Here is a 23,525-nt window from a genome sequence, read left to right on the forward strand (position 1 = left end):
ACGCAGGACGGAGGCGACATGGCACGACCGACCATGGAAGACGTCGCCGCTCGCGCGGGCGTCTCGCGCGCCCTCGTCTCGCTGGTCATGCGCAACTCCCCGAAGGTCAGCGAGCACCGCCGCCGCGCCGTGCTGGACGCGGCCAAAGACCTCGGCTACCAACCGCACATCATGGCCCGCTCGCTGGCCAGCCGGACCTCCAACATCGTCGGCGTCCTGGTCTCCGACCTGCGCAACGCCTTCTTCGCCGACGTCGTCGAAGGCATGGACGCCGCCGCGCAGGAGTCCGGCCTCGAACTGATCCTCAACACCGGCAGGCGCAGCGCCGCCCGCGAACGCACCGCCTTGGAGAGCCTGCTCTCCTTCCGGCCCGGGGGCGTCATCCTGCTGTCCCCCGTCCTGCCCGCCGCCGCGATTCGCGAAGCGTCGCAGCAGGCTCCGCTGGTGCTGGTGTCGCGCACCTCCACCGTCGCGGGGATCGATACGGTCAACGACGACGGCGAGGCGGGCGCCGCCCTCGCCGTCGATCACCTGACCTCGCTCGGGCACCGGCGCATCGTCCACCTCGACGGCGGCGGCGCTTTCACCGCGGCGCCGCGCCGCAAGGGCTACCGTGCCGCCATGCAGCGCCACGGCCTGGAACCGATGGTCGTAGCGAGCGAGCACACCGACTCCGCGGGCATGGCCGCGGCGCGCCGATTGCTGAACCTGTTCTCCCGCGACAACTTTCCCACCGCGCTGGTGTGCGGCAACGACTTCAACGCCTTCGGGGCGATGTCCGCGCTGGAGGAAGCGGGATTACGGGTGCCGGAGGACGTCTCGGTGGTCGGCTACGACAACACCTCGCTGGCCGCCCTGCGCCACGTCGCGCTGACCACCGTCGACCAGCCCCGCACCCAGATGGGCCGTCTCGCCATCGAGGCGCTCGCCGAACGACTCCGCGACGGCCGCACCGCCCCGGTCCGCCGCCGGGTGGAACCTTCGCTCGTCGTCCGCTCCACCACAGCCGCCCCACGTCCCTGATGCCCGTCGCGATTCCACATGAAGGAGAGCCGATGTCCTCCCACCGAGCCGTCACGCTGGGCCTCGCCGGAACCGGCCGCATCGGGACCTCGCACGCCGAGACCCTGCGGAAACTCCCCACCGTGGCCACCGTCCTGGTCGCCGACGCCGTCCCCGACCGCGCCCGCGCCACCGCCACCGACCTCGGCGTCGAATTCGCCCCCGATCTCGACGCCCTCTACGCCGCCGACCTCGACGGCCTGATCATCGCCACGGCCACCGACTCCCACCCCGAACTCATCATCCGCGCCGTCGACGCGGGCATCCCCGTCTTCTGCGAGAAGCCCGTGGCCGCCGACATCACCGGCACCCTCGCCGTCATCGACCACATCCGCGACTCCTCCGTCCCCGTCCAGATCGGCTTCCAACGCCGCTTCGACGCCGGCTACCGCGCCGCCCGCGAAGCCATCCGTTCCGGCGAACTCGGCTGGCTGCACACCTTGCGCGCCACCACCCTCGACCCGGCTCCGCCACCCGCCGAATACATTTCGCGCTCCGGCGGCATCTTCCGCGACTGTGGGGTGCATGATTTCGACATCATCCGCTGGGTGACAGGGCGCGAGATCACCGAAGTGTTCGCCCTCGGAGCGAACCGGGGTGCGTCGTTCTTCGCCGAAGCGGGCGACGTGGACACCGCCGCCGTGCTGTTGCGCCTGGACGACGGAGCCCTCGCGACCGTGTCGCTGACCCGCTACAACGGGGTGGGGTACGACGTCCGGCTCGAGGCGTTGGGCTCCGAGGGGAACGCCGTCGTCGGACTGGACGACCGCGCGCCGTTGACTTCCGTCGAACCCGACCACCGCCCCTCCCCCTACTCCCCCTATGGGGGTTTCATGGAGCGGTTCCGTCCGGCCTATGCCGACGAATTGGCGGCGTTCATCGAAGTCGCGACCGGTCAACTCGAGAATCCCTGCCCTCCGGCCGACGCATTGGAGGCGTTCTACGTTGCCGAAGCCTGCGATCTGTCCCGGCGGGAAGGCCGGGCTGTCGAGATAGCTGAAGTTCGGCGCTGAGAGGTCGCCGGGAAGAGGGTGGGGCGCCTCAATGCTGGATCAAGCCGCCGACCGGGACGGGAGCGACATGGCCGGTTGCCGGAACGGTCCGAGCCAGCGCCAGACCGACGTCGACCAGTGATGACCGGCGCAGCCAGGCGACATCGGGAATCGGGTCCAGATCGGTTCGGCGGTCGCACCATTGGGCTCATGCCGCAGTCGCCCGCCGGTGACGCGGACCCGGTAGAAAATGCCGATATTCTGGTGCTCGGCTCCGGCATGCGCGGCTGCCGCGGGAATTACCCTCGAGTCCACGCCGAGTAGACGTTCGACCACCCCGTGGCAGCCGGTTTCTTCAGCGAGCTCTCGGGTCACCGCGTCGAACGGGTCCTCCGCGTGCTCGACCCCACCGCCCGGAAGAGTCCAGTTGGTCTCGCCCCTCGGTGGTACGTAACGGACGAGCAACACCCGTCCGTCCTCGATGCAGACGGCGTATGCCGCCAGCCTGAAACTCATCCCCGATACCTCCCGCCGGACCCTATCCCAACATCCTCCACTCCGGCGACTCGCTGTCGACGGCCGCGACAAACACGAACGGGTAAGCGAAAATTGGCGCAGGAACTCTCACGAGGGGCCTCCATGAGTACGCATACGGCTGTCGGCCGCCCTGTCCAGCGAGCATGGCCGATCGTCGGTCACGGCCTAGCGCTACGAAGCAGGCCATTGCAGTTCTTCGCCGAGCTACACCGGACGCCGGAGCCGTTGGCGCGAATCCGATTGGGCAGCAAAGACGCCTACCTGGTGACCGCGCCGGAGCTGATCGTTTCGTTGCTGCGCGGCAAGGAGGCGCACAGCGTCGAGAAGGGGGCGTTCTTCGAGGCCATGCGAGTGCTGTTGGGCGATGGTTTGTCCGTGTCGGCCGAGCCGAAGCATCTGCGGCATCGCCGCCTGATGGCACCGGCCTTTCACCACGAGAAGATCGCCGGCTATGTGCGGATCATGCAGCAGGAAGCCGATGCCATGGTCGACAGCTGGAGTGACGGCGCGCGATTGGAACTCGATGACCGGTTGCGGGTGCTGGCCATGCGGATCGTCGCAAAAGCATTGTTCGCCAGCGAACTCGGCGAAGCGGTGGTCGCGGAGTCGCTGCGCTCGTTCCCGGTGATCGTCGACGAGCTACCGAAACGCACCATGATGCCGTGGCTGGCTCACATCCCGCTACGCAACCGCACCTTCGATGCGGCAGTGCGCAGGCTCTCCGATGCGATCGACCGCATAATCGCCGAATACCGAGCCGGAGACACCGATTACGGCGACTTGGTGTCGATGCTGCTCACCGCGCGGTTCGACGACGGCACCGGACTCACCGATCGCGAACTCCACGACGAGGTGATGACGCTCTATGCCGCAGGCTTCGCCACCACCGCCAACACCATGGCTTTCGCCTTCTACGAGCTGGCGCGACGCGCGGACGTGCGAGAGCGGGTCGAAGAGGAAGTCGCCGAGGTGCTGCGCGGCGGCCCGGTCACCGCTGACAACATCCAGCACCTCCAATACACCGAGCGAGTGATGGCGGAGACGCTGCGCCGATACGCTCCCACCTGGCTCGGCACACGCGAGACGATCGAGAAACTCGACCTCGGCGGAGTCACGCTCCCCGCGGGCACCACGCTCTTCTACTCGCCGTACACGCTGCACAACAACCCGAAGCACTTCGACGATCCGGCACGGTTCGACCCGGACCGGTGGACGCCGGAATACCGCAAGACCGTGACCCGGACCGGGGTCTATCAGCCCTTCGGCCTCGGCAACCGAAACTGCATCGGCGAACCGTTCGCGTGGTACGAAGCGGTCACCATTTTGGCTACGGTCGTTGCGCGGGCGCGGCTGGAGTTGGTGCCGGGAACTGCTGTGCACGAGGTTGCACGCGCCACGCTGGAGGTGAACCATCTTCCGGTGACGGTGCGGCTGCGTAACGCAGCGCTGACCACGCCGTCGGCCTGAACGTCAGCGGAACGAATCCGCCTCACTGATGCCTACCGCACTCAGTTCAACAGCCGGGCCATCTCATCCATCACCGGTGAGTCGGCGAACGGCTGGTCTTGGCCGATCACGCGCCAACCCCATGCCTCGTATGCGGCGCGGGCCGGATTGCCGACCCGCACGAGCAGGTAGGCCAGTGATTCCGAGCGCTGCGACAGCAAGGTGTCGTGGATTGTTCGTGCGAAGCCTTGCCCTTGATAGTCGGGGTGCACGGCAAACTCACGGAAGATGTAGACCGGTGTGTCCCGAGCTTCAGGAGCACATTGTGGATAGAACCGAACTGCTTTCTTCCACACCGCTTGTGGTCGGCCGTAAGGAGTTCCGAAGGCATAGCCGATCATCCGGCCATCAATCCGGCCCGCGACCAGTTCGAAGCCTGCTATCGGGGCGTACATCTCCTCGAGGCGTTCCCAGAATCGCGCTGGGCTGTACCACGGGTTGTCTTGCTGCTCGCGGTGCGAAGCGAGATACACGGCCTCGAGTTCGTCTGCGAGCTCGAGTGCCCCGGTGGCGTCGTAGCGGGCCAGTTCGAGCGAGCGCGAGGTCATGATTCAAGGGCCTTCCCTTTATGGAAGGGGTCGTCCCGCAGAAGTTGGTGGAGTCCAAGGGCATTCCTGGTGCGTCGCTGCTTCCTAGGCACGGCGGCGAGGACTTGTTCGCCCAAGCCCATGACGAACCGTGTCCGGTGTTCGGTCGGCAATCTTTCCAAGGTGGCCATCGCGTGAGCGGTCCCCTCGGTCGGGTCACCGGCGGCGACCAAGCAAAGAGCACGCTGAAGCTCGATCTGGACTGGCCCGCGCCGACTGTTGGGTGGATACAGGTCGAGCGCCGCCGACTGCGCCTCTTCTGCCCGGCGAGTATCGCCGAGATGGGAGTACACGAAGCTTTCGGCGAACCTGACTCGCTCCTCTGCATATGCCCAGCAGTGCCAGCTGTGATCCTTGGTCATCGCGGACGGCAATCCCGCAAAAGTCTCGCGCAGCGCAACCAACGATGCCTCCGCTTGCTCAGCACGGCCGAGCAGAGCGAACGACTGCGCACGGGCCGCAAGCAGGCTTGGCCGCCCGTAGAGCGGGCCTTCGGCGACCAAGGTGTCGGACTTACTGATCTCGCCGATGATGATTTCCGGGGCCTTACCGTCATAGATGGCCCGGATAGCTCTGCGCCCCCGCACGTACATCATCGCGTGCATATCACCTGAGCAGTCAGCGGCGTAGTTCGCAGTGCGCCACCACCGCATGGCTTCACGTCGATATCCGAGGTCGCCGACTGCCTGTGCCAAATACTGACTCAGCAGAGCGCCGATTCGGTACAGCTCCCGGCGGTACGAGGGGTCCGAAGACCTTGCCAACGCAACCTCGAGACAAATAACGTCGACCAGTAGCGCCTTGTGCAACTCGGTGGCGGTGTGAGTTACGGCGGTTGCTCCGTACTCCCGCACGATTTCGTTCCAGTCCTCGAGATCTACCGAAGCCCCCTCCGACACCGCCAGATTGAGTCCGTGCCGAACCGACTCCAACCCGAGCGCCACGCCGACACCGGCGGCGGGAGCGTTGAACAGGAAGTCTCGGCGGAGCACGTCGTCAACCTCTTTCCCTACCGTCGGCAGGAACTTCGGCGAATCATTCTCGTCTGCCCCCATCCTAACGACACCGGGCGAGCGCTCGACCGGACCGAAACCGAGTTCGGCATCCGTTGCCGCGCCGAGAACAGCCCGCAACCCCGCACGGTAATCGGTGTTGGGCCAACGAAATACACCGCGCTCCAACTTGCCGATGTAGTTGGCGGACAACTGAATTACCCGGCCATTCTGACGATACACCCACCTGTTCACCGCGTCGGCGAGTTCCGCCCGTGACAACGGGTGCCCGGACAACTCGGACGTGATTCGCTTCCTAGCCGCGCTGAGCTGATGATTCGGTTCAGACAAGCCCCGTCCCCCTCGTTCGGTAACCCGCACCAAATCATCACATCCACGCCGGGCGTCCAAGTCCGAACTGAATCCACCTCCCGCGTTCCTCCCCCTGTCCTCCCTCGAACGAGCCTTCTCGCAACGTCCCGCCGTGACGGAAGCTTGGCACAGCACTCAACACCGGACTGACACCGAGACCTCGCCAGGCTGTCCGGCGGGGGTGCCCGTCAACGAGCGACTGGAGAAGGAAGGCAGTGGAATGCGACCGGTTCGCAGATTTGCGGCAAATGACACAGCGCACGAAGATCCACTCGTACACGGCGTAGCCGCAGACACCCTGATGTCGAGGTGCCGGTTCTATCGGGAGGTGTGCGGCCTACCCGCGCGGGTTCAACCGCAACTCCGCCAACTCTTCATCCCCTCAGGCAGCGTCGGCGGAGTCACCGTCCCCGCCGAGCTCGGCGCGGCCGTCAAAGGCCACATGCAGGGGCACGGCCTTCCGCCCGGCCCGATCGTCTCGCATCCCCGGTCGAAGCGATGGACGTTCCTCGTCGTGCCGGACGTTCCCAACGACGACGTGGCCCTGTTCGGAGAACTGTTCCGCCTCAACGCCTCCATCGCCCGCCTCGGCGCACAGATCGCACTCCCATCGCCAGTGGACCGACACGGATTTCGGGTTATGGGTGCAGCCACCCCGTGACAGCTACCGGCCCTCAGGGCTGGCCGTCATCGAATCCGTCCGCGCGTGTGCCGAGGCCCGTCGGCACCGAGCGCGATAGGTAGAGCCGCAAGATGCACACTCCCGAACGCGACCGCTTGGATGCTGATCGACAGGTCGAAGCGGTCGTCGCGCGGCATCCCGATGGACCTGTCGATGTCCGCATATTCATCGACGGCGTGGAAACAGCCATCACCGAATTCACGATCGATGCAGGCGCTGGGTGGTGCTGGGCAGATTGGAAGCACAGCCGAGACCGAAACCTCTCGGCTGCTTCTCCGGCAGCAAGGCAAGCCATCCTGGCCGCGTACGCCGACCCTCCAGGCGGAAGGTACGTCGGGGATCGCAGCGAAACGCACTGGCTCGATGATGTCTCAACAATGGCGACGACTGATGAGGATCAATGATGACGTGGGATCAACTGACGATTGGCAGTTGGGTCAGCACAAGTGAAGGCTGCCCTGTCAGAACTGTCATCGGCGAGGACGACGACTCCGTGACATTTGTATTCGGCACGCCAGGCAACGAATTCGAGTTCACGATCGACCGCTCAACCCTGGCAGAGATGCTTCAGCTCGGCTCGAAGGCGTTGAGTGCGCTGGTGCCAGCCAGCCGCTGAGCGATGGGAAGACGACGATCGGTGCAGGATCGCGCGAGCAATGCTATCGGTCTCGTGCAGCAGCTCGGTCGGCGTGGCCTCGATAGCGAGGTTGGACCGCGTCAGCCTCGCCAGAGCACATCGGTGACTACACGGATCGAACGCACGTATCCCGCCCTTCTCGAAACGCAAGCCCGCGAGGCACTTCGACGCAGTGGACCGAAAGGCAGTCGCACTCTGCTGACCATGGCACACTCCATACATGCAGAGCGAGGTGGAGCGCGAGCTGCGCCAGATGATCTTCGATCACCTGGCGCGACGGGTCGAAGAGAAGGGTTCGCTGACTCGCGAGGAACTGACCGAGTTCGAGGTCGGGGCCCAGACCTATCGGCTGATCGACCGCAACAAGGGAATCTGGAATCCTTCGCAATTCGCGGCCACCTTGTCGATCCTCTCGAAGCCCGACAGCCCCTATGACGATGAGGAAGTCGGCGAGTCTCTCTATGCCTATGCGTACCGAGAAGGCAACGTCCGAGGCGACAACACCAAGCTGAGGCGCGCGTATGAGTTACAACTACCCATCATCCTGCTCCGATGGATCAAAATCGGATCAGAGATCCGCTACGTCCCGGTATTTCCCGTGTACGTCGTTGCGGACGACCAGCCGCGTCAACGGTTCATCCTGGCGCTGGACGAGAGTCTGCGAGAAGTCAGTGATCCTCTGCATCTCAAGCCGATCGAGCGCGCCTACGTTCAACGCTTGACGAAGCAACGACTACACCAGCCGGAGTTCAGGGGCCGGGTTCTGCTGGCGTACGAACACCGCTGTGCGATGTGCAAGATACGTCACACGCGACTGCTGGACGCCGCCCACATCATCGGAGACGGCAAGGAGCACGGTGCAGCCGATGTCGACAACGGACTGAGCCTTTGCAAGATCCACCACGCCGCCTATGACAGCAATTTGATAGGCATCTCCCCCGGGTACGAAATCCACGTCGGCGCGCAGCTGATGGATGACCCGGACAAGAGTCCGATGCTGCGGCATGGACTACAAGGAATGGACGGTCAGCACTTAGCACTACCGCAACGGCGGAAGGACTGGCCATCGGCAGAGCGCCTCGAGGAACGGTTTGCCGAGTTCAAGGAAGCCAGCTGATCAAGGCGATCACGGTGTAACCTCGAACAGTCGATGGTGACGTCGACTTTCAGCGTTATGCCGCTGCGCACGCCCGTGACTCGCGACGAGGCCGAGCGCGACCACTACCAGCCGGCTGGTACCGAGCTGGCACATTGCGCCCAAGCCGGCCGGATGCCCCGCAGTGCGACGTACTGATGCGCGAGCTTCAGCATGGTGGTGCGCACTAGCCAGTTCGCCTTCGACATGACGAACGAACGGCGATTCAGCGCTCCACATCACCAGGCAAAAGCGTCATTGAGGCGAACTGCTCACCGTCTTACGCAGGCAGTAACCGCGCGATGACCTCAGTCAACTGCTTGACGTTCCGGCACTCGTGCATCGTCACGCACTCCGCGTACACGTGGGCTGCGGAATCCCCGGTCGACCACGAGCGCGACGGCTCGGGATTGAGCCAGTAGGTGTGCTTCGCCCGGTCGACAATCGTCTGCACCGCAGCGAGGTTCGGGTCCGTGCGGTTCGTCCGCCCGTCACCGAGGATGAGGACGGACGTACGCGGCCCGAGGGCGTCGGCGTAGTTGTCGAGGAACCCTTGGAACGCTTCGCCGTAGTTGGAACTGCCGAAGCGGGCGACCTTGGTGGAGCGGAGTATGCGGGCGGCTATGCCGGGAGTGGGTGGTTCGCCGGGGGTGAAGAAGTGGGTGATCTCGTCGCAGGTGTCGACGAAGCCGAAGCTGCGGACCTTGCTGAACTGGTCTTGCAGGGCCTGGATGAGGTGGAGGGTGAATTCGGCGAAGCCGGTGACCGAGCCGGAGATGTCGGCGAGGACGACGAGGTCGGGGCGGCCGTGTTTGCGGGCGCGCAGGACTGGATCGATGGGGACGCCGCCGGTGGACATGGAGCGGCGCAGGGTGCGGCGCAGGTCGATTCGGCCGCGCACGGCTTTGCGGCGGCGGACGGCGAGGCGGGTGGCGAGTTTGCGGGCCAAAGGGTGGACGAGGCGGCGCATTTCGGCGAGGTCCTGTTCGCGGGCGCCCAGGAAATCGATCCGGTCGGTGCTGGATTCGACACCGCGGCGGGCGATGTATTCGGTGCCGCGCAGTTGCGCCGAGCGCAGCCGGGCTTCGGTTCGGACGGCGGTGCGGAATGCGGCGAGGCGGCGGTTGGCTTCGATGGTGTGGACGGTGGTGTCGAGCTGGGATGTGCCGTGCATGCCCGCGACGATGCGATCGATGAGTTCTTCCGGGCGTAGGGCTTTCATCGTCAGGTAGGAGGACCAGCCGGCGCCGGACGCGGTGGTGACCGGGGCGGAGGTCTGGCCGGTTCCCACGCCGCCGTAGCCGCCGAGTTCGGTCAGCGCCTGGCGGGCCAGTTCGGCGACCGAGTCCGAATCGTCCTGCGCCAGTGCGGTGACGAGCCGATCTTGCAGCGCTTCGATGGATTCGGGTGTCGATGGGTCGGCGGGCTGTGGCTGCTGCGTGGTCAGGAAGTAGAGGTCGAAGAGTTGATCGAACACGGCGCGTTGACCATTGCGGCGCAGCAGGCAGGCGGCCATGCCGGAGCGCAGGCGGTTGCGGTCGGCGAGCCCGAGGGCGATCATCGCCTCGGCCGCATCGATGGTTTCGCTCGGCCCGGCGTTGATGCCGTGGTCACGCAGCAGCCCGACGAACTCGACCAGCCGGTCGGTCATCGAGTCCAGGCGAGACTTCGTCTGGCCCGCACGTCCTTCCGTCGTACTCATGGTCTGTCTCGACCTGTGAGTGCGACCGCAGGTCGCAGGCCGGGCTTCCATGCGGCGAAGGCAATCCCTTGTGCACGAAGCGCCGCGCCGACCCGCGCGGAACAGACCGCATGACCGGGCACAACCTTCATCGCGCCACGCTCCCCTGTTCACCGTCCGAATCGAGCAGTCCGAGCCGCTCGATCGCAAGGCGATGGTCGGACTGGTACTTCAAGAGCACGCCGAGTGTCGAGCGAACGACGCTTCCACTCAGATTGCGCGTACCGAGCGCGACCAGCGTCTTCGCCCAATCGACGGTCTCGGAGATCGACGGAGCCTTGCGCAACGAAAGCTGTCGCAGTGCGCCAACCGTGCGGACCACCGGCTCCCCCAGAGCCTCGTCCAGCTCCGGAACCTTCATCCGCACGATCGCCCGCTCCAGTTCCGCCGTCGGGTAATCGATGTGCAGGTAGAGGCAGCGGCGCTTGAGCGCTTCGGACAACTCGCGGTGGGCGTTGGAGGTCACGATGACAAATGGCTTGCGCACCGCGGTGACGGTGCCGAGTTCCGGAATGCTCACCTGATAATCGCCGAGCACTTCGAGCAACAGCCCTTCCAGCTCGACATCGGCCTTGTCGAGTTCGTCGATGAGCAGGACCGTGGAACGCGGATTGCGGATGGCGGCCAGCAACGGGCGCGCCAGTAGGAACTCTTCGGTGAAGACGTGGTCGCGGGTGCTGTCCCAGCCTTCGTTGTCCGTCGCGGTGATGCGAAGCAGTTGCTTGGCGTGGTTCCACTCGTAGAGCGCGCGTGCCTCGTCGATGCCCTCGTAGCACTGCAAGCGCACCAGGTCGGAGGTGGTCGCGGTGGCGACGGCCTTGGCCAGCTCGGTCTTGCCGACGCCCGCCGGACCCTCGATCAGCAGGGGCTTACCGAGGTGGCCCGCGAGGAACACGGCCGTGGCGATGTCGAGAGACGGGATGTACCCGGCCTCGGTGAGGCGCGCGGTCACCTCGTCCACCGACGCGAAGAACTTACTCATCGGTAACTAGTCTAGCCGGGCGGTCTCGGCCTCAGCTCGGCCCCGGTATCCGGAAATGACTCGGTTCGGCGTCGGACGGCACGGCGCTCGCCATGGTGAACGGCTCGACCAGAGCACGCAGTTCGACCAGGTGCCTGGCGTGCGCGTCGAGTGCGCGGTCCTCCTCGGAGACCGGCTCCCACTGGCGCACGGGTCGCGCTTTTCCGTCGTCGTCCACCGCGACGACCACGGCGAGACCGTGCGCCGCCAGCGCCGGTTCGTCGGAGTGCGCGTCGGTGGAGGTCACGTGCACGCTCACGTGCATACTGCGCGGGCCGGTGTGGATCAAGCGTGCGGTGACCTCGACGACGTGACCGATCACGATCGGCCGGTAGAAGCGGATGCCACCGAAGTAGGAGGTGAGGACGCGCTGTCCGGCCCAGTCCGCGCCGCACACGTACGCCGCTTCATCGATCCACCGCATCGTCCGGCCACCGTGAACTTTGCCGCCCCAGTTGATGTCCGAAGGCGCTGCGAGAAAGCGCAGCGTGGCGCTGGGCGCGGTGCCGGCGCCGGTGTATCGCTGCGCGGCCATCGCCTCCTCGATGTGCTTTCGCACCGAGATTCGGGCACCTGCCTGCCGGTGCCGCTGCAATTCCAGCAGCGAGGTCGGATTCCATTGCGGGACTTCGACAGTGCGCCGGTCGTCGTCCACCGCGACGAAGATCGTCAGGCATTGCGCCGACTGCACCGGCTTCACCCGGGTGGGATCGGTCGAATAGACCGTGACGAGAATGTGCATGCTGGTGCGCCCGGTATGGACGAGATTCGCGTGCAATTCGACCAGCTCACCGACCGCGATCGGGCGGTCGAGATGAATGTTGCCGACGTAGGCGGTGACGCAGTAGCGGCCGCTCCACTGTGCCGCCGCCGCGTAGGCGACCTTGTCGATCCATTCGAGAAGTTTGCCGCCGTCGACCGATCCCAGGATGCCCGCGTCGGCGGGCTGGACGAGGAATCGGTGAATCGCCTCGGGACGCCGACCGGCCGCGGCCGGATTCGAGACTGTCGCGCGCGGGTCGATGTCTGTCGATTTGGGCAAGGTTCACAATCCGTTCGGGCAGAGAATCTTCGGCTACCTGACCCCGTTGTCCGGGAGAACCTTAGGCCCCGGCGTCGATACGAGCGAGTAACGAGACAGCGATCGTATGCTCAGCCGGTTCCGCGATCGGTGAGCAATCCGTATAGGGGGTAGCCCCTAATACCACGGTTTGATTTTGCCCGCAGGGGAGACGACACCCGTGACCTTTGGCGGCAAGTGCGCAAGAGTGAAGGGGTGCAGTCGCTGCCCCGTCGGTAAGCGCGACCGCGAAGCAGCGACCGTAGATCCAGCTCTGTCCGCGGGGGTAGGTCGCGGACAGAACCGCAAATGGGGGATGGCGGACGGAATGCCCGCCGCAGAGTGAAAGGATTTACGTTGTTCTCCACAATCAGCGCACGCCGCACCTTGGCCCGGGTGGCCGTCGCCGGTGCGATCGCCGCAATCCCGTTGACCGCGTTGGCGATGCCCGCCTCGGCTACCCCGAGCACACCCGGGGTCACTCAGGCCTGGTACGACCCGTATTACGACCGGTGCGCCTTCGGTCCGTTCCAGAACTGGAGTTGCAACAACAACCCGCTGTTCGGTTGGGGTTACAACCAATACGGCGGCCCCTACGGACAGGGATACGGGCAAGGCTTCGGGCCCGGCATGTTCGGCAGCAGCTAGAGAAGAGGTCTACCGAGACGCGGGTGGCCCGCTCCGAGATCCGGAGCGGGCCACCCGCGTGAATCAGGCGGAGGATCAGGCGGTCTCGGTGATCGGACGATCAACCCAGCTCATCAGGCCGCGCAGCTTGGCGCCGGTGACCTCGATCGGGTGCTCGGCGTTCTGCTTGCGCAGCGCCTCGAGCTCCTTGTTGCCGCCCTCGACGTTGGCGACCAGACGCTTGACGAAGCTGCCGTCCTGGATGTCCTTGAGGATGTCCTGCATGCGCTTCTTGGTGTCGGCGTCGATGACCCGCGGGCCCGACAGGTAGCCACCGAACTCGGCGGTGTCGGACACCGAGTAGTTCATCCGCGCGATGCCGCCCTCGTACATCAGGTCGACGATCAGCTTCAGCTCGTGCAGCACCTCGAAGTAGGCCATCTCCGGCGCGTAACCGGCCTCGACCATGACCTCGAAACCGGTCTTGACCAGTTCCTCGGTGCCACCGCACAGCACGGCCTGCTCACCGAACAGGTCGGTCTCGGTCTCTTCCTTGAAGGTGGTCTTGATGACGCCCGCGCGGGTGCCGCCGATGCCCTTGGCGTAGGACAGCGCCAGCGCCTGGCCCTCGCCCTTCGGGTCCTGGTCGATCGCGATCAGGGCCGGAACGCCCTTGCCGTCGACGAACTGACGACGCACTAGGTGGCCGGGGCCCTTCGGGGCGACCATGCCGATGGTGACGTTGGCGGGCGGCTTGATCAGGCCGAAGTGGATGTTGAGGCCGTGGCCGAAGAACAGCGCGTCGCCGTCCTTCAGGTTCGGCTCGATGTCATTGGTGAAGATCGACGCCTGCGCGGTGTCGGGCGCGAGCACCATGATGAGGTCCGCCCACGCCGAGACCTCGGCCGGCGTGCCGACGGTCAGACCCGCCTCCTCGGCCTTCGGACGCGACTTCGAACCCTCGGCGAGGCCCACCCGGACCTCGACGCCCGAGTCGCGCAGGCTCAGCGAGTGCGCGTGGCCCTGGCTGCCGTAGCCGATGACAGCGACCTTGCGGCCCTGGATGATCGACAGGTCGGCATCGTCGTCGTAGAACATCTCGACTGCCACTGTGGTTCCTTCCGGGATAGTCCCCGCGCGAGGCGGGGCACACCGTGCTTGCGCCGGTGCTGTTTACGTTGTTCTGGATCGGATCACCTCCGCGTACGCGGGAGGGGATCATTCCCGCGTACGCGGGGAGGCGGCACGCCAACCGTCGATCGCAGAAAGACTAGCGTGTGGCCGCCGCCGGACGGTCGGCCCCATCGGTGTGCCGCTCGCTACCTCACCGAGTGGCGGTGATGGACTTCGGTCCACGGCCCACCGCGACGACACCGGACTGCACGATCTCCCGGATGCCATACGGTTCGAGCATCCGCAGCAGCGCGTCGAGCTTGGACCGGGTTCCGGTCGCCTCGACGGTGAGCGCGTCCGGCGACACGTCGATGACCTTCGCGCGGAACAGTCCGACCGCCTCGATAACCTGGGTCCGCACACTGGCGTCGGCGCGCACCTTCACCAAAATCAGTTCGCGGGCCACCGAGCTGTCGGAGTCCTGCTCCACGATCTTGATGACGTTCACCAGCTTGTTGAGCTGCTTGGTGACCTGCTCGAGCGGCAGGTCCTCGACGGTGACGACGATGGTCATGCGCGAGATCTCGGGGAGCTCGGTGCCGCCGACCGCCAGCGATTCGATATTGAAGCCGCGGCGGGAGAACAGCGCCGCGACCCGTGCCAGCACGCCCGGTTTGTCCTCGACGAGAACGCTGAGGGTATGCGTGGTACTCATCCGTTGTTCACCCTGTTCTGTTCGTGCGACATCGCCGCGTGGATGACCGCGGGCTCGGCGGCCTGCTCGTCCTCGTCGAACAGCGGGCGGATGCCGCGAGCGGCCACGATCTCGTCGTTGCTGGTGCCCGCGGCGACCATCGGCCACACCTGGGCGTCCTTGCCGACGATGAAGTCGATCACCACGGGACGGTCGTTGATGGACTGCGCCTCGCGGATGGCGGCCTCCACGTCCTCCTCGCGCTCCACTCGGATGCCGTGGCAGCCGAGGGCTTCGGCGAGCTTCACGAAGTCGGGGATGCGCAGGGAGTGCGTGCCCAGGTCGGTGTTGGAGTAACGCTCCTGGTAGAACAGCGTCTGCCACTGGCGCACCATGCCGAGATTGCCGTTGTTGATCAGCGCGACCTTGATCGGGACGCCCTCGACGGCGCAGGTGGCCAGCTCCTGGTTGGTCATCTGGAAGCAGCCGTCACCGTCGACCGCCCACACCTCTTTGTCCGGCGCGCCCATCTTGGCGCCCATGGCCGCCGGGACGGCGTAGCCCATGGTGCCAAGGCCACCGGAGTTCAGCCAGGTGCGCGGCTTCTCGTACTTGATGAACTGGGCGGCCCACATCTGGTGCTGACCGACGCCCGCGCAGTAGATCGCGTCGGGTCCGGCCAGCCTGCCGAGCGCCTCGATGACGAACTCCGGCGACAGCGAGCCGTCCGTGGGCGGGGTCCAGCCCAGCGGGTAGGCGTCGCGCACGCCGTCGAGGTACTTCCACCAGTCGGTCAGCGACAGCGGCAGCGCGTTGTCCGTGGCGGGATCCGCCTTCAGCGTCTCGATGAGTTCGACGATCACCTCGCGGCAATCGCCCACGATCGGGACGTCGGCGTGCCGGTTCTTGCCGATCTCGGCCGGGTCGATGTCGGCGTGGATGACCTTGGCGCCGGGGGCGAAGGAGTCCAGCTGACCGGTGACGCGATCGTCGAAACGCGCGCCGAGGGTGATCAGCAGGTCCGACCGCTGCAGCGCCGCGACCGCGCCCACGGTGCCGTGCATACCGGGCATGCCCATGTTCTGGCGATGGCTGTCGGGGAACGCGCCGCGCGCCATCAGCGTGGTGACCACCGGGATGCCGGTCAGCTCGGCCAGCTGCAGCAGCTCGGCCGAGGCGTCGGCCTTGATCACGCCGCCGCCGACGTAGAGCACGGGAGCCTTGGCCTCCATGATCATCCGCGCGGCCTCGCGCACCTGCTTGCCGTGTGGCTTGGTGACCGGACGGTAGCCGGGCAGCCGCATCTCCGGCGGCCAGCTGAAGGTGGTCTGCGCCTGCAGCACGTCCTTGGGGATGTCGACGAGCACGGCGCCGGGGCGGCCGGACGCGGCGAGGTAGAACGCCTCCGCGATGATGCGCGGGATGTCGACGCCGTCGGTGATCAGGAAGTTGTGCTTGGTGATCGGCATGGTGATGCCGGAGATGTCGGCTTCCTGGAACGCGTCGGTGCCGATCAGGCTGCGGCCGACCTGGCCGGTGATGGCCACGATCGGGACCGAGTCCATCTGCGCGTCGGCGATCGGGGTGACCAGGTTGGTCGCGCCGGGGCCGGATGTGGCCATACACACACCGACCTTGCCGGTGGCCTGGGCGTAACCGGTGGCCGCGTGACCCGCGCCCTGCTCGTGCCGGACCAGGACGTGGCGCACCTTGGTGGAATCGAACAGCGGGTCGTACACCGGAAGGATCGCGCCACCCGGAATGCCGAATACGGTGTCGACGCCGAGCTCCTCGAGCGACCGGACAACCGACTGCGCGCCGGTGACCCGCTCGGGCGGGACCGGGCGGCGGTTGGCCGCGGAGGTCGCGTTGGCAGCGGGCGTGGCCTGCTGGTTCGCCGAAGGCGCTGGCCTACGGGCCGAAGGCCCGGGCCGTGCGGTAGGTGCGCTCACCGTCTTCGTTCCTTACTGGTTGTGGTTCTGACCCCGGAATTTGTGCCAGCGGTGTCTTGCGCTTCGCCATGCTGGACATTAGTCCGAACATAAAAAAGCCCCCGACAGCACAGGGCTGATCGAGGGTGGCGCGTCGCAACGCGAGCTGACGTATTCGACTCAGTGTGTCAGGCTCAACGCTGGACGCGCCGGCCGATTACGAGCAACTCGTTTCGATTCACGCGCACGACGTTAAGCGGGTGTGAACCGAAGAGTCAAACAGATGACCCCGTGCGTCCCATTATGTGGGACAGTGCGGCTGCTTGTGTCCGTTCACCAGGATGCGAGGATGGTGGTGTGTCATCACCGCATCAGTCCGTGCCACCTTCTGAATCGTCCCATACGCCTGCGGCGACAACGGATACGGGTAGCGCCTCCGACGCCCGTGTGATCCGCATCCCACGACTGGCGTTCCTGGGCGTCTTCATCCTGCTGATGTGCGTGTTCTTCCCGTTCGTCGGCTGGCCCGCCGGGCTGTGGTGGCTGCTGCTCATCCCGGTCGTGGTGCTGGCGTGGGTGCTGCGGACGCAGACCACCGTCTCGGCGGCCGGGCTGGATCTGCGGACGCTGTTCGGGTCGCGCCACCTCGACTGGGCGCAGGTGAAGGGCGTGCGGATCCCCAAACGCGGCTACGTGCGCGCCGACCTCACCGACGGCACCGAGGCGAAGCTGCCCGCGGTGAGCTACGACCGGCTGCGCGACCTGGCGGCGGCGTCCGGCGGACGGATCCCGGACCCGTTCGCGCGGCCGGACGCGTCTCCGACGGACGAATCCCCCGCCGACCCCGCGGACGCGACCGAACCCGAGACGGACTCGACCGGCGACGGCGGTTCGCGAACCAACGGGATCGCGAAGTCCACCGAGGACTCCACCGGCAAAGACACGCCGTAGCGAGGGTCGCCCGTTCGCGGCTGCGCGTTCCGAGCGTGGCCGAGCGCGGTTCCCCGACCGGCGATAACGAACCCGCCGCCGCGCTCAGACCGCATGGACGCCCGGATGGGGCCACCGATTGCGCCGAGGCGGAACATTCCCTCCGCGTAAGCTGTTGCGGTCGGGTGATGGGATGATTTGCCGGAGCAGCGACCCTTCTCCGCATCCCCACCCTCGACGGTCCGGCACCTCCGGCGACACCGTCGGCCCGGCGACACCACGCACGGGCGACCATCCGAACCCGGCTGACACCGATCGACGCCTCGCACGACCCGCCACGACCGGCGGGGGGCGCGCCCATCCGCGGGAGTAACGTGATGGTCCGCCGAGCAGGCTCTGCGCCGTCGCACGTCAGCCCCCGCGACCCGAGGACCATCGAAATGCCACCGCTTCGTTCACGAACCACGACCATCGGCCGCAATGCCGCAGGCGCACGCGCACTCTGGCGCGCCACCGGCATGACCGACACCGACTTCGGCAAGCCGATCGTCGCCATCGCGAACTCCTACACCCAATTCGTTCCCGGCCACGTGCACCTGAAGAACGTCGGCGACATCGTGGCCGACGCGGTGCGCGCCGCCGGTGGCGTGCCGCGCGAATTCCACACCATCGCCGTCGACGACGGCATCGCCATGGGCCACGGCGGCATGCTCTACTCGCTGCCTTCGCGCGAGATCATCGCCGACTCCGTCGAGTACATGGTGAACGCGCACACCGCCGACGCGCTGGTCTGCATCTCCAACTGCGACAAGATCACCCCCGGCATGCTCAATGCCGCGATGCGGCTGAACATTCCGGCGGTGTTCGTCTCCGGCGGACCGATGGAGGCGGGCAAGGCCGTCGTCGTCGGCGGCGTCGCGCAGGCGCCCACCGACCTGATCACCGCGATCTCCGCGAGCGCGAATCAGGCGGTGTCGGAGGAGGGCCTGTCCGAGGTCGAGCGGTCCGCGTGCCCGACCTGCGGCTCCTGCTCGGGCATGTTCACCGCCAACTCGATGAACTGCCTCACCGAGGCGCTGGGTCTCGCGCTGCCCGGCAACGGCTCCACCCTCGCCACCCACGCGGCGCGCCGGGCGCTGTTCGAGCGGGCGGGCACGGTGGTGGTGGACATCGCCAACCGCTGGTACCGCGAGGACGACGCGTCCGTGCTGCCGCGCAACGTCGCCGACGCCAAAGCCTTCCGCAACGCGATGGCCCTGGACGTCGCGATGGGCGGCTCGACCAACACCGTGCTGCACACGCTGGCCGCCGCGCAGGAAGGTGAGATCGACTTCGATCTGCACACCATCGAGGAGACCAGCCGCCGGGTGCCCACCCTGGCGAAGGTGTCGCCCAACTCCGATTACCACATGGAGGACGTGCACCGCGCCGGCGGCATCCCCGCCATCCTCGGCGAACTGCGCCGCGCCGGGCTGCTGGAGACCGACGTCACCACCGTGCACACCGCGAGCTTCGACGAGTGGCTGGACACCTGGGACATCCGCTCCGGCAAAGCATCCCAGGAAGCCATCGAACTCTTCCACGCCGCGCCGGGCGGGGTGCGCACCACCGAGCCGTTCTCCACCGACAACCGGTGGTCGTCGCTGGACACCGACGCCGCGGGCGGCTGCATCCGCGACCTCGAGCACGCCTACACGAAGGAAGGCGGCCTGGTCGTGCTGCGCGGCAACATCGCGCCCGACGGCGCGGTGCTCAAGACCGCGGGCATCGACGAGGAGCTGTTCTCCTTCCAGGGTCCGGCCGTGGTGGTGGAGTCGCAGGAGGAGGCCGTGTCGGTCATCCTCGGCAAGAAGATCAAGCCCGGCGACGTGATCGTGGTCCGTTACGAAGGTCCCGCGGGCGGCCCCGGCATGCAGGAGATGCTGCACCCGACCGCCTTCCTGAAGGGCTCGGGCCTCGGCAAAGAGTGCGCGCTGATCACCGACGGCCGATTCTCCGGCGGCACCTCCGGTCTGTCGATCGGGCACATCTCCCCCGAGGCGGCCAGCGGCGGCGTCATCGGCCTGGTGGAGAACGGCGACCAGATCCGCATCGACGTGGCCACCCGCACGCTGGAGGTCCTCGTCGACGACGCGGTCCTCGCCGAGCGTCGCTCGAAGATGGAAGCCTCCGAGCGGCCCTGGCAGCCGGTGAACCGTGATCGTCCAGTGACGACGGCCCTGCGCGCCTACGCCGCCATGGCCACCTCGGCGGACAAAGGCGCGGTCCGCCACGTGCCGTAGCCCCCGCCACTCCGGGTCTCAGGCCGTACTGGACAGGTGCGGGAGGATCTGGTCTCAGGTCCTGCGTCGGGTGCGCTGCCGAGTTCGGGCGTTTCCGACGAGTCACCCATGTGCTTACGAAATCAGCTGTCGCTGAGGTCATCTGAAACGAAGGCCCCTTCCTCCCGATGAGCGAGGAAGGGGCTTTTCGGTTCATCCGAAGTCAGTCGAAGGGGCCGATGCCGGTGAGTGGGTTGCCGCCGTGCAGGTACCAGTAGGTGCCGACCGCGGCCGCCACGGCGAGCAGAAGGACGACGAAGGAGCCCGCGGCGGGGCGGATGGCCCAGCCTCGGTTGCGGTCGAAGGACAAGCGACCCGGGCCGGTCAGGATGATGACGGTGGCGACGCCCGCGAGGACGCTCTCGAATTCCACCGCGCCCGGCCCTGCCTTGTATTGGAACCCGGGGGCCATGCCCTGCTTCCAGGCCCAGGCGTCCAGGATCACCGCGAGCACCGCGCCGGCGGCCAGTGGGGTGGCCAGCCCGAGGATCAGCAGCGCGCCGCCGCCCACCTCGCCCGCGGTCAGCAGCATGGCGGACACGGTCGGGTGGTCCCAACCGCCGCGCTCCATCATGTCGCGGGTGCCGTCCAGCCCGGGGCCGTGGAACCAGCCGGTGAGCTTCTGCAAGCCGTGGTAGAGGAAGGTGCCGCCGACGACCAGGCGCAACAGCAGCAAGCCCAGATCGAGCGTGCCGCGGCGGGTCTCGCCGGTGCGGCGGCGCAGACGGCCCGTGTCGTTCGGCGGGCCCGGGGCGGGCGGGATGCTCGCGTACTCGTAGGTGGGCGCCTTACCTCCGGCCTTGCTGTCGGCGGTGCTCGGAACCTCCGGGTCGAGCCCGAGTTCGTCCTCGGTGCGCGGAACGTCCTTGGACAGACGGGGCCGCTGGGCCGGATCCACTCGCGCGAATTGCTCGGTCGGCGAGTCGTACGGGCTGGTCACTCCTCGACCGGTGGACGACACCGCCGACTGCTCGGCCGTGGAGGGAGCGGAGTTCCCGGCCTTGGATTCGGCCGTTTCTTTCGGCTTGTCGGTCACGATCATTACCCTATGCCGCGGCGCGGCACGGCGAGCAAGTACCGGACGGCGTGTCAGTGTGCGCGCAACACCCACCCGGAGGGGGCGCGGGCGACGGAATTTCCGTAACGTCTGGGCTATGAGTTTGGTTGTCGTGGGCCGCGTCGCGGCGAGCTTGGCGCTCGGCTCCGTCCTGCTGGTCGGCTGCGCCCGGTTCGACGATTCGGCGTCCAGTCCGTTCACCCCGGAACCGACCCTGCGCGGAGCCAACATCGACCCGAAGAAACCGAGTCAGCCGCCCACCTCGACCACCCGGCCGAGCGGCCCGTGCATCGATCCGGACCCGGCGGTGGTGGCGACCTGCCTGGACACCACCGGCGGGCTGGTCACACTCGCCGACGGCGCGCTGGTCGCCGAGCGCCGCACCGGGCGCATCCTGAAGGTGGTCCCCGAGCAGCCGCCGGTCGAAATCGCCCGGCTGGACGTGGACGGCTCCGGCGACGGCGGCCTCAGCGACATCGCGCTGTCGCCGACCTACCGAGAAGACGGCCTGATGTACGCGTACATCACCACCTCAAGCGACAACCGGGTGGTCCGCATCGCCGAAGGCGGTTCCCCCAAAGACGTGCTCACCGGAATCCCGAAGGGCGCCACCGGCAACCACGGCGCGATCGACTTCGTCTCGTCCGACCAGATGCTGGTGCTGACCGGCGATGCGGGCAATCCCGGCGCGGCGGCCTCGGCGGGCTCGCTCGCGGGCAAACTGCTGCGCGTGAACTCTCCCGTGCCCGGCCGCACGCCACCGCCGGAAATCGCCGTCTCGGGCATAGGCACCGCCGGAGACGTGTGCCGGGACAGCAAGGACAGCATCTGGATCACCGACCGCACCGCCGCCGAGGACCGGCTGCAGCGGCTCGGCGGCGACGGCGTGGTCACCACCATGTGGACCTGGCCGGACCGCCCCGGCGTCGCGGGCTGCGCCGCCGCGACCGACGGTGTCGCGATCTCGCTGACCCGCGCGAAGGCCCTCGCCATCGCGGGCGCCGACCCGAACACCCACGCGGTCACCGCGGCGCCGACCCTGGTGGCCCAGGACAAGTACGGACAGCTCGGCGGCGCGGCGGTCGGCGCCGACGGCACCATCTGGGTGACCACGGTGAACAAGACCGACGGCCAGCCGGGGCCGTTCGACGACCGCGTCGTCCGCATCCCGCCCCCGCAGGCCGGAGGCGGCGGACCGGACTGAGCTGTGTTCGATTTGCAGCGCCTGCGGCGCTGCGTGTTCGCGGCCCCTTGATCGTGCGTCCGAGCGACCGCCGCTGGCGACATCGTCGCGGACGCGGCGGCCGCTCGGACGCGAACCGGGCCGCGAACGGCGCATGCTCGGTCTCGCTTCGCTCGAAACCGGGAGCTGGGCCGGTGTGGTCGAGTGAAATCGCAACCGCGGACCTCGGCTCTGCCGTGCCGGCGGCGCGGCGGCGAATCGTAACCGGCTCGGACCAACAAGTCGCGTTCTCGGTGGCTCGCACCCGTGTGCGGTGACGCTGCGGCGGCGCCTGTACCGGCCGTTGATGCTCGATGAGGGCCTGGGATCGGTAGACCCGGATGGGGGACGATCCGAGGTCTTTCAGGGTTTGTCCCGGTCCTGCGGCGTGATGCCGAGAATCGTGAGGAAGGCGGTGGCCGCGGGTGGGCGGCTTCGGCTCCAGATGACGTATTCGACGCGGGCCGGTGCGTCGGCGACCTCGATGGTGACTACGCCCTCGAGCTGCGGCACGTAGGCGGAGGGGAGCATCGCGACGGCCAGTCCGGGCCTGACGAGGCGGGCGATGTAGTCCGCGCTGGTCACTTCGAAGGCGACGTCGCGGGTGAGACCGGCGGCTTCGAAGGCTCGGTCGGATTGCAGGCGTCCGGCTGTTCCGGCCGGAAGGTCTACGAAGACCTCGGAGGAGAGCCTGCGAAGGTCGACGGTCGGCTCACCGGCGAGGGGGTGGTCCGGCGCGACCACGGCGACGAGGCGATCGCGGGCGAGTTCATGGGCGACGACACCTCGGGGGCACGCCGTGGTGGGCAATCCGAGGAAAGCCACGTCTATGGCTCCTTGCTCGACCTTCTCGATCAGTTCCTCGCTCGCGCCCACCCGCAGGCTGATGCGCACATGCGGGTATCGCCCGCGGAAGTCACGCAGTGCCTCCGGGATGTCGACCGCGGCGACAGTGGGGATCAAGCCGACGGCGAGCCGTCCGCGTACCTCCCCGACAGCGGCGGCGACTTCGGCGGCCGCGCGCTCGGCGGCGTCCAGACACTGGCGGGCGGCCGGGAGGAACGCCGCACCGGCGGGCGTCAGGCGCACCCGGCGGCTGGTGCGCTCGAACAGTCGCGCGCCCAGTTCCCGTTCCAGGCGCGCGATCTGGTGGCTGAGGGCGGACTGGACGACCAGGCATCGTTCGGCGGCCCGGGTGAAGCTGTTCGTCTCGGCGACGGCGACGACGTAGCGCATCTGCTGTAACTCCATGGATCAATCGTGCAATGAGATCGATGAAGTGACAAACATGTGTTGGACTCATTGA

Annotated in this window: 21 protein-coding genes; 10 read left to right on the forward strand and 11 right to left on the reverse strand. The window is 67.1% G+C overall.

The window, feature by feature from the left end:
• Positions 1 to 18: 18 nt before the first annotated feature.
• Positions 19 to 1,023 (forward strand): LacI family DNA-binding transcriptional regulator, encoded by a 1,005-nt coding sequence (locus IU450_RS09640; protein WP_195096043.1) that lies wholly within the window; start codon positions 19 to 21, stop codon positions 1,021 to 1,023.
• A 32-nt stretch (positions 1,024 to 1,055) separates the two neighbouring features.
• Positions 1,056 to 2,075, forward strand: a complete 1,020-nt coding sequence (locus tag IU450_RS09645) for a Gfo/Idh/MocA family oxidoreductase (RefSeq protein WP_195149361.1) — start codon at positions 1,056 to 1,058, stop codon at positions 2,073 to 2,075.
• A 39-nt stretch (positions 2,076 to 2,114) separates the two neighbouring features.
• On the opposite strand, the gene IU450_RS09650 is transcribed toward IU450_RS09645, so the two are convergent.
• A complete protein-coding gene (locus IU450_RS09650; protein ID WP_228834199.1) occupies positions 2,115 to 2,570 on the reverse strand; it encodes an NUDIX hydrolase in 456 nt (151 codons plus the stop codon).
• Between the two features lie 123 nt (positions 2,571 to 2,693).
• On the opposite strand from IU450_RS09650, the gene IU450_RS09655 reads away from it, so the two are divergent.
• Entirely contained in the window at positions 2,694 to 4,058 is a 1,365-nt protein-coding gene (locus IU450_RS09655; protein ID WP_195149362.1) for a cytochrome P450, read from the forward strand.
• A gap of 41 nt (positions 4,059 to 4,099) precedes the next feature.
• On the opposite strand, the gene IU450_RS09660 is transcribed toward IU450_RS09655, so the two are convergent.
• Positions 4,100 to 4,645 carry a GNAT family N-acetyltransferase gene (locus IU450_RS09660; RefSeq protein ID WP_195149363.1) on the reverse strand — a complete coding sequence of 182 codons (546 nt, stop codon included), beginning with the start codon at positions 4,643 to 4,645 and terminating at the stop codon, positions 4,100 to 4,102.
• Positions 4,642 to 6,027, reverse strand: a complete 1,386-nt coding sequence (locus IU450_RS09665) for a hypothetical protein (RefSeq protein ID WP_195149364.1) — start codon at positions 6,025 to 6,027, stop codon at positions 4,642 to 4,644. The genes IU450_RS09660 and IU450_RS09665 overlap by 4 nt, the downstream gene beginning before the upstream one ends.
• Positions 6,028 to 6,801: 774 nt before the next feature.
• Between IU450_RS09665 and IU450_RS09670 the strand changes: the two genes are divergently transcribed.
• The 3 genes from IU450_RS09670 to IU450_RS09680 all read left to right on the forward strand — a co-directional run bounded on the left by IU450_RS09670 (position 6,802) and on the right by IU450_RS09680 (position 8,484).
• Positions 6,802 to 7,134, forward strand: coding sequence for a hypothetical protein (locus IU450_RS09670; protein WP_195149365.1), 333 nt, complete (start codon positions 6,802 to 6,804; stop codon positions 7,132 to 7,134).
• Positions 7,134 to 7,346, forward strand: coding sequence for a hypothetical protein (locus IU450_RS09675; protein WP_195149366.1), 213 nt, complete (start codon positions 7,134 to 7,136; stop codon positions 7,344 to 7,346). The genes IU450_RS09670 and IU450_RS09675 overlap by 1 nt, the downstream gene beginning before the upstream one ends.
• Before the next feature lie 241 nt (positions 7,347 to 7,587).
• Positions 7,588 to 8,484 (forward strand): HNH endonuclease, encoded by an 897-nt coding sequence (locus tag IU450_RS09680; protein ID WP_195149367.1) that lies wholly within the window; start codon positions 7,588 to 7,590, stop codon positions 8,482 to 8,484.
• 298 nt (positions 8,485 to 8,782) lie between these two features.
• Here IU450_RS09680 and IU450_RS09685 read toward each other — a convergent pair whose 3' ends face one another.
• From IU450_RS09685 to IU450_RS09695, 3 genes are all read right to left on the reverse strand, one after another.
• Positions 8,783 to 10,204: a vWA domain-containing protein gene (locus IU450_RS09685; protein ID WP_228834200.1), complete on the reverse strand. Its 1,422-nt coding sequence runs from the start codon at positions 10,202 to 10,204 to the stop codon at positions 8,783 to 8,785.
• Between the two features lie 127 nt (positions 10,205 to 10,331).
• A complete protein-coding gene (locus tag IU450_RS09690) occupies positions 10,332 to 11,225 on the reverse strand; it encodes an AAA family ATPase (RefSeq protein WP_195149368.1) in 894 nt (297 codons plus the stop codon).
• A 31-nt stretch (positions 11,226 to 11,256) separates the two neighbouring features.
• Entirely contained in the window at positions 11,257 to 12,231 is a 975-nt protein-coding gene (locus IU450_RS09695; RefSeq protein ID WP_416382857.1) for an acyl-CoA thioesterase, read from the reverse strand.
• Positions 12,232 to 12,681: 450 nt separating this feature from the next.
• On the opposite strand from IU450_RS09695, the gene IU450_RS09700 reads away from it, so the two are divergent.
• Complete coding sequence (locus tag IU450_RS09700) at positions 12,682 to 12,972, forward strand: hypothetical protein (protein ID WP_195149369.1); 291 nt, start codon at positions 12,682 to 12,684, stop codon at positions 12,970 to 12,972.
• Positions 12,973 to 13,047: 75 nt separating this feature from the next.
• On the opposite strand, the gene ilvC is transcribed toward IU450_RS09700, so the two are convergent.
• The 3 genes from ilvC to IU450_RS09715 form a co-directional block, all read right to left on the reverse strand.
• Positions 13,048 to 14,049, reverse strand: a complete 1,002-nt coding sequence (ilvC, locus tag IU450_RS09705) for a ketol-acid reductoisomerase (protein WP_174377715.1) — start codon at positions 14,047 to 14,049, stop codon at positions 13,048 to 13,050.
• Between the two features lie 226 nt (positions 14,050 to 14,275).
• Positions 14,276 to 14,779, reverse strand: coding sequence for an acetolactate synthase small subunit (gene ilvN, locus IU450_RS09710; protein WP_039799659.1), 504 nt, complete (start codon positions 14,777 to 14,779; stop codon positions 14,276 to 14,278).
• Complete coding sequence (locus IU450_RS09715; protein ID WP_195149370.1) at positions 14,776 to 16,710, reverse strand: acetolactate synthase large subunit; 1,935 nt, start codon at positions 16,708 to 16,710, stop codon at positions 14,776 to 14,778. The genes ilvN and IU450_RS09715 overlap by 4 nt, the downstream gene beginning before the upstream one ends.
• A 426-nt stretch (positions 16,711 to 17,136) precedes the next feature.
• On the opposite strand from IU450_RS09715, the gene IU450_RS09720 reads away from it, so the two are divergent.
• Entirely contained in the window at positions 17,137 to 17,640 is a 504-nt protein-coding gene (locus IU450_RS09720) for a PH domain-containing protein (protein WP_324197603.1), read from the forward strand.
• A gap of 419 nt (positions 17,641 to 18,059) precedes the next feature.
• A complete protein-coding gene (gene ilvD, locus IU450_RS09725) occupies positions 18,060 to 19,901 on the forward strand; it encodes a dihydroxy-acid dehydratase (RefSeq protein ID WP_195032547.1) in 1,842 nt (613 codons plus the stop codon).
• A gap of 202 nt (positions 19,902 to 20,103) precedes the next feature.
• Here ilvD and IU450_RS09730 read toward each other — a convergent pair whose 3' ends face one another.
• Positions 20,104 to 20,976 (reverse strand): DoxX family protein, encoded by an 873-nt coding sequence (locus tag IU450_RS09730; RefSeq protein ID WP_324197604.1) that lies wholly within the window; start codon positions 20,974 to 20,976, stop codon positions 20,104 to 20,106.
• A 118-nt stretch (positions 20,977 to 21,094) separates the two neighbouring features.
• Between IU450_RS09730 and IU450_RS09735 the strand changes: the two genes are divergently transcribed.
• Positions 21,095 to 22,201: a PQQ-dependent sugar dehydrogenase gene (locus tag IU450_RS09735; protein ID WP_195149372.1), complete on the forward strand. Its 1,107-nt coding sequence runs from the start codon at positions 21,095 to 21,097 to the stop codon at positions 22,199 to 22,201.
• A 381-nt stretch (positions 22,202 to 22,582) separates the two neighbouring features.
• On the opposite strand, the gene IU450_RS09740 is transcribed toward IU450_RS09735, so the two are convergent.
• Positions 22,583 to 23,470, reverse strand: a complete 888-nt coding sequence (locus IU450_RS09740; RefSeq protein ID WP_195149373.1) for a LysR family transcriptional regulator — start codon at positions 23,468 to 23,470, stop codon at positions 22,583 to 22,585.
• Positions 23,471 to 23,525 lie beyond the last annotated feature (55 nt).

Source organism: Nocardia abscessus (assembly GCF_015477775.1).
GTDB lineage: Bacteria > Actinomycetota > Actinomycetes > Mycobacteriales > Mycobacteriaceae > Nocardia > Nocardia abscessus_A.

Excerpts from the sequence above, each read along its gene's own strand:
- IU450_RS09685 (WP_228834200.1), bottom strand. The coding sequence starts at position 10,204 with ATGAGTACGACGGAAGGACGTGCGGGCCAGACGAAGTCTCGCCTGGAC.
- ilvD (WP_195032547.1), top strand. The coding sequence starts at position 18,060 with ATGCCACCGCTTCGTTCACGAACCACGACCATCGGCCGCAATGCCGCA.
- IU450_RS09675 (WP_195149366.1), top strand. The coding sequence starts at position 7,134 with ATGACGTGGGATCAACTGACGATTGGCAGTTGGGTCAGCACAAGTGAA.
- IU450_RS09640 (WP_195096043.1), top strand. The coding sequence starts at position 19 with ATGGCACGACCGACCATGGAAGACGTCGCCGCTCGCGCGGGCGTCTCG.
- IU450_RS09645 (WP_195149361.1), top strand. The coding sequence starts at position 1,056 with ATGTCCTCCCACCGAGCCGTCACGCTGGGCCTCGCCGGAACCGGCCGC.
- IU450_RS09670 (WP_195149365.1), top strand. The coding sequence starts at position 6,802 with ATGCACACTCCCGAACGCGACCGCTTGGATGCTGATCGACAGGTCGAA.
- IU450_RS09735 (WP_195149372.1), top strand. The coding sequence starts at position 21,095 with ATGAGTTTGGTTGTCGTGGGCCGCGTCGCGGCGAGCTTGGCGCTCGGC.
- IU450_RS09690 (WP_195149368.1), bottom strand. The coding sequence starts at position 11,225 with ATGAGTAAGTTCTTCGCGTCGGTGGACGAGGTGACCGCGCGCCTCACC.
- IU450_RS09680 (WP_195149367.1), top strand. The coding sequence starts at position 7,588 with ATGCAGAGCGAGGTGGAGCGCGAGCTGCGCCAGATGATCTTCGATCAC.
- IU450_RS09740 (WP_195149373.1), bottom strand. The coding sequence starts at position 23,470 with ATGGAGTTACAGCAGATGCGCTACGTCGTCGCCGTCGCCGAGACGAAC.
- ilvN (WP_039799659.1), bottom strand. The coding sequence starts at position 14,779 with ATGAGTACCACGCATACCCTCAGCGTTCTCGTCGAGGACAAACCGGGC.
- ilvC (WP_174377715.1), bottom strand. The coding sequence starts at position 14,049 with ATGTTCTACGACGACGATGCCGACCTGTCGATCATCCAGGGCCGCAAG.
- IU450_RS09650 (WP_228834199.1), bottom strand. The coding sequence starts at position 2,570 with ATGAGTTTCAGGCTGGCGGCATACGCCGTCTGCATCGAGGACGGACGG.
- IU450_RS09660 (WP_195149363.1), bottom strand. The coding sequence starts at position 4,645 with ATGACCTCGCGCTCGCTCGAACTGGCCCGCTACGACGCCACCGGGGCA.
- IU450_RS09655 (WP_195149362.1), top strand. The coding sequence starts at position 2,694 with ATGAGTACGCATACGGCTGTCGGCCGCCCTGTCCAGCGAGCATGGCCG.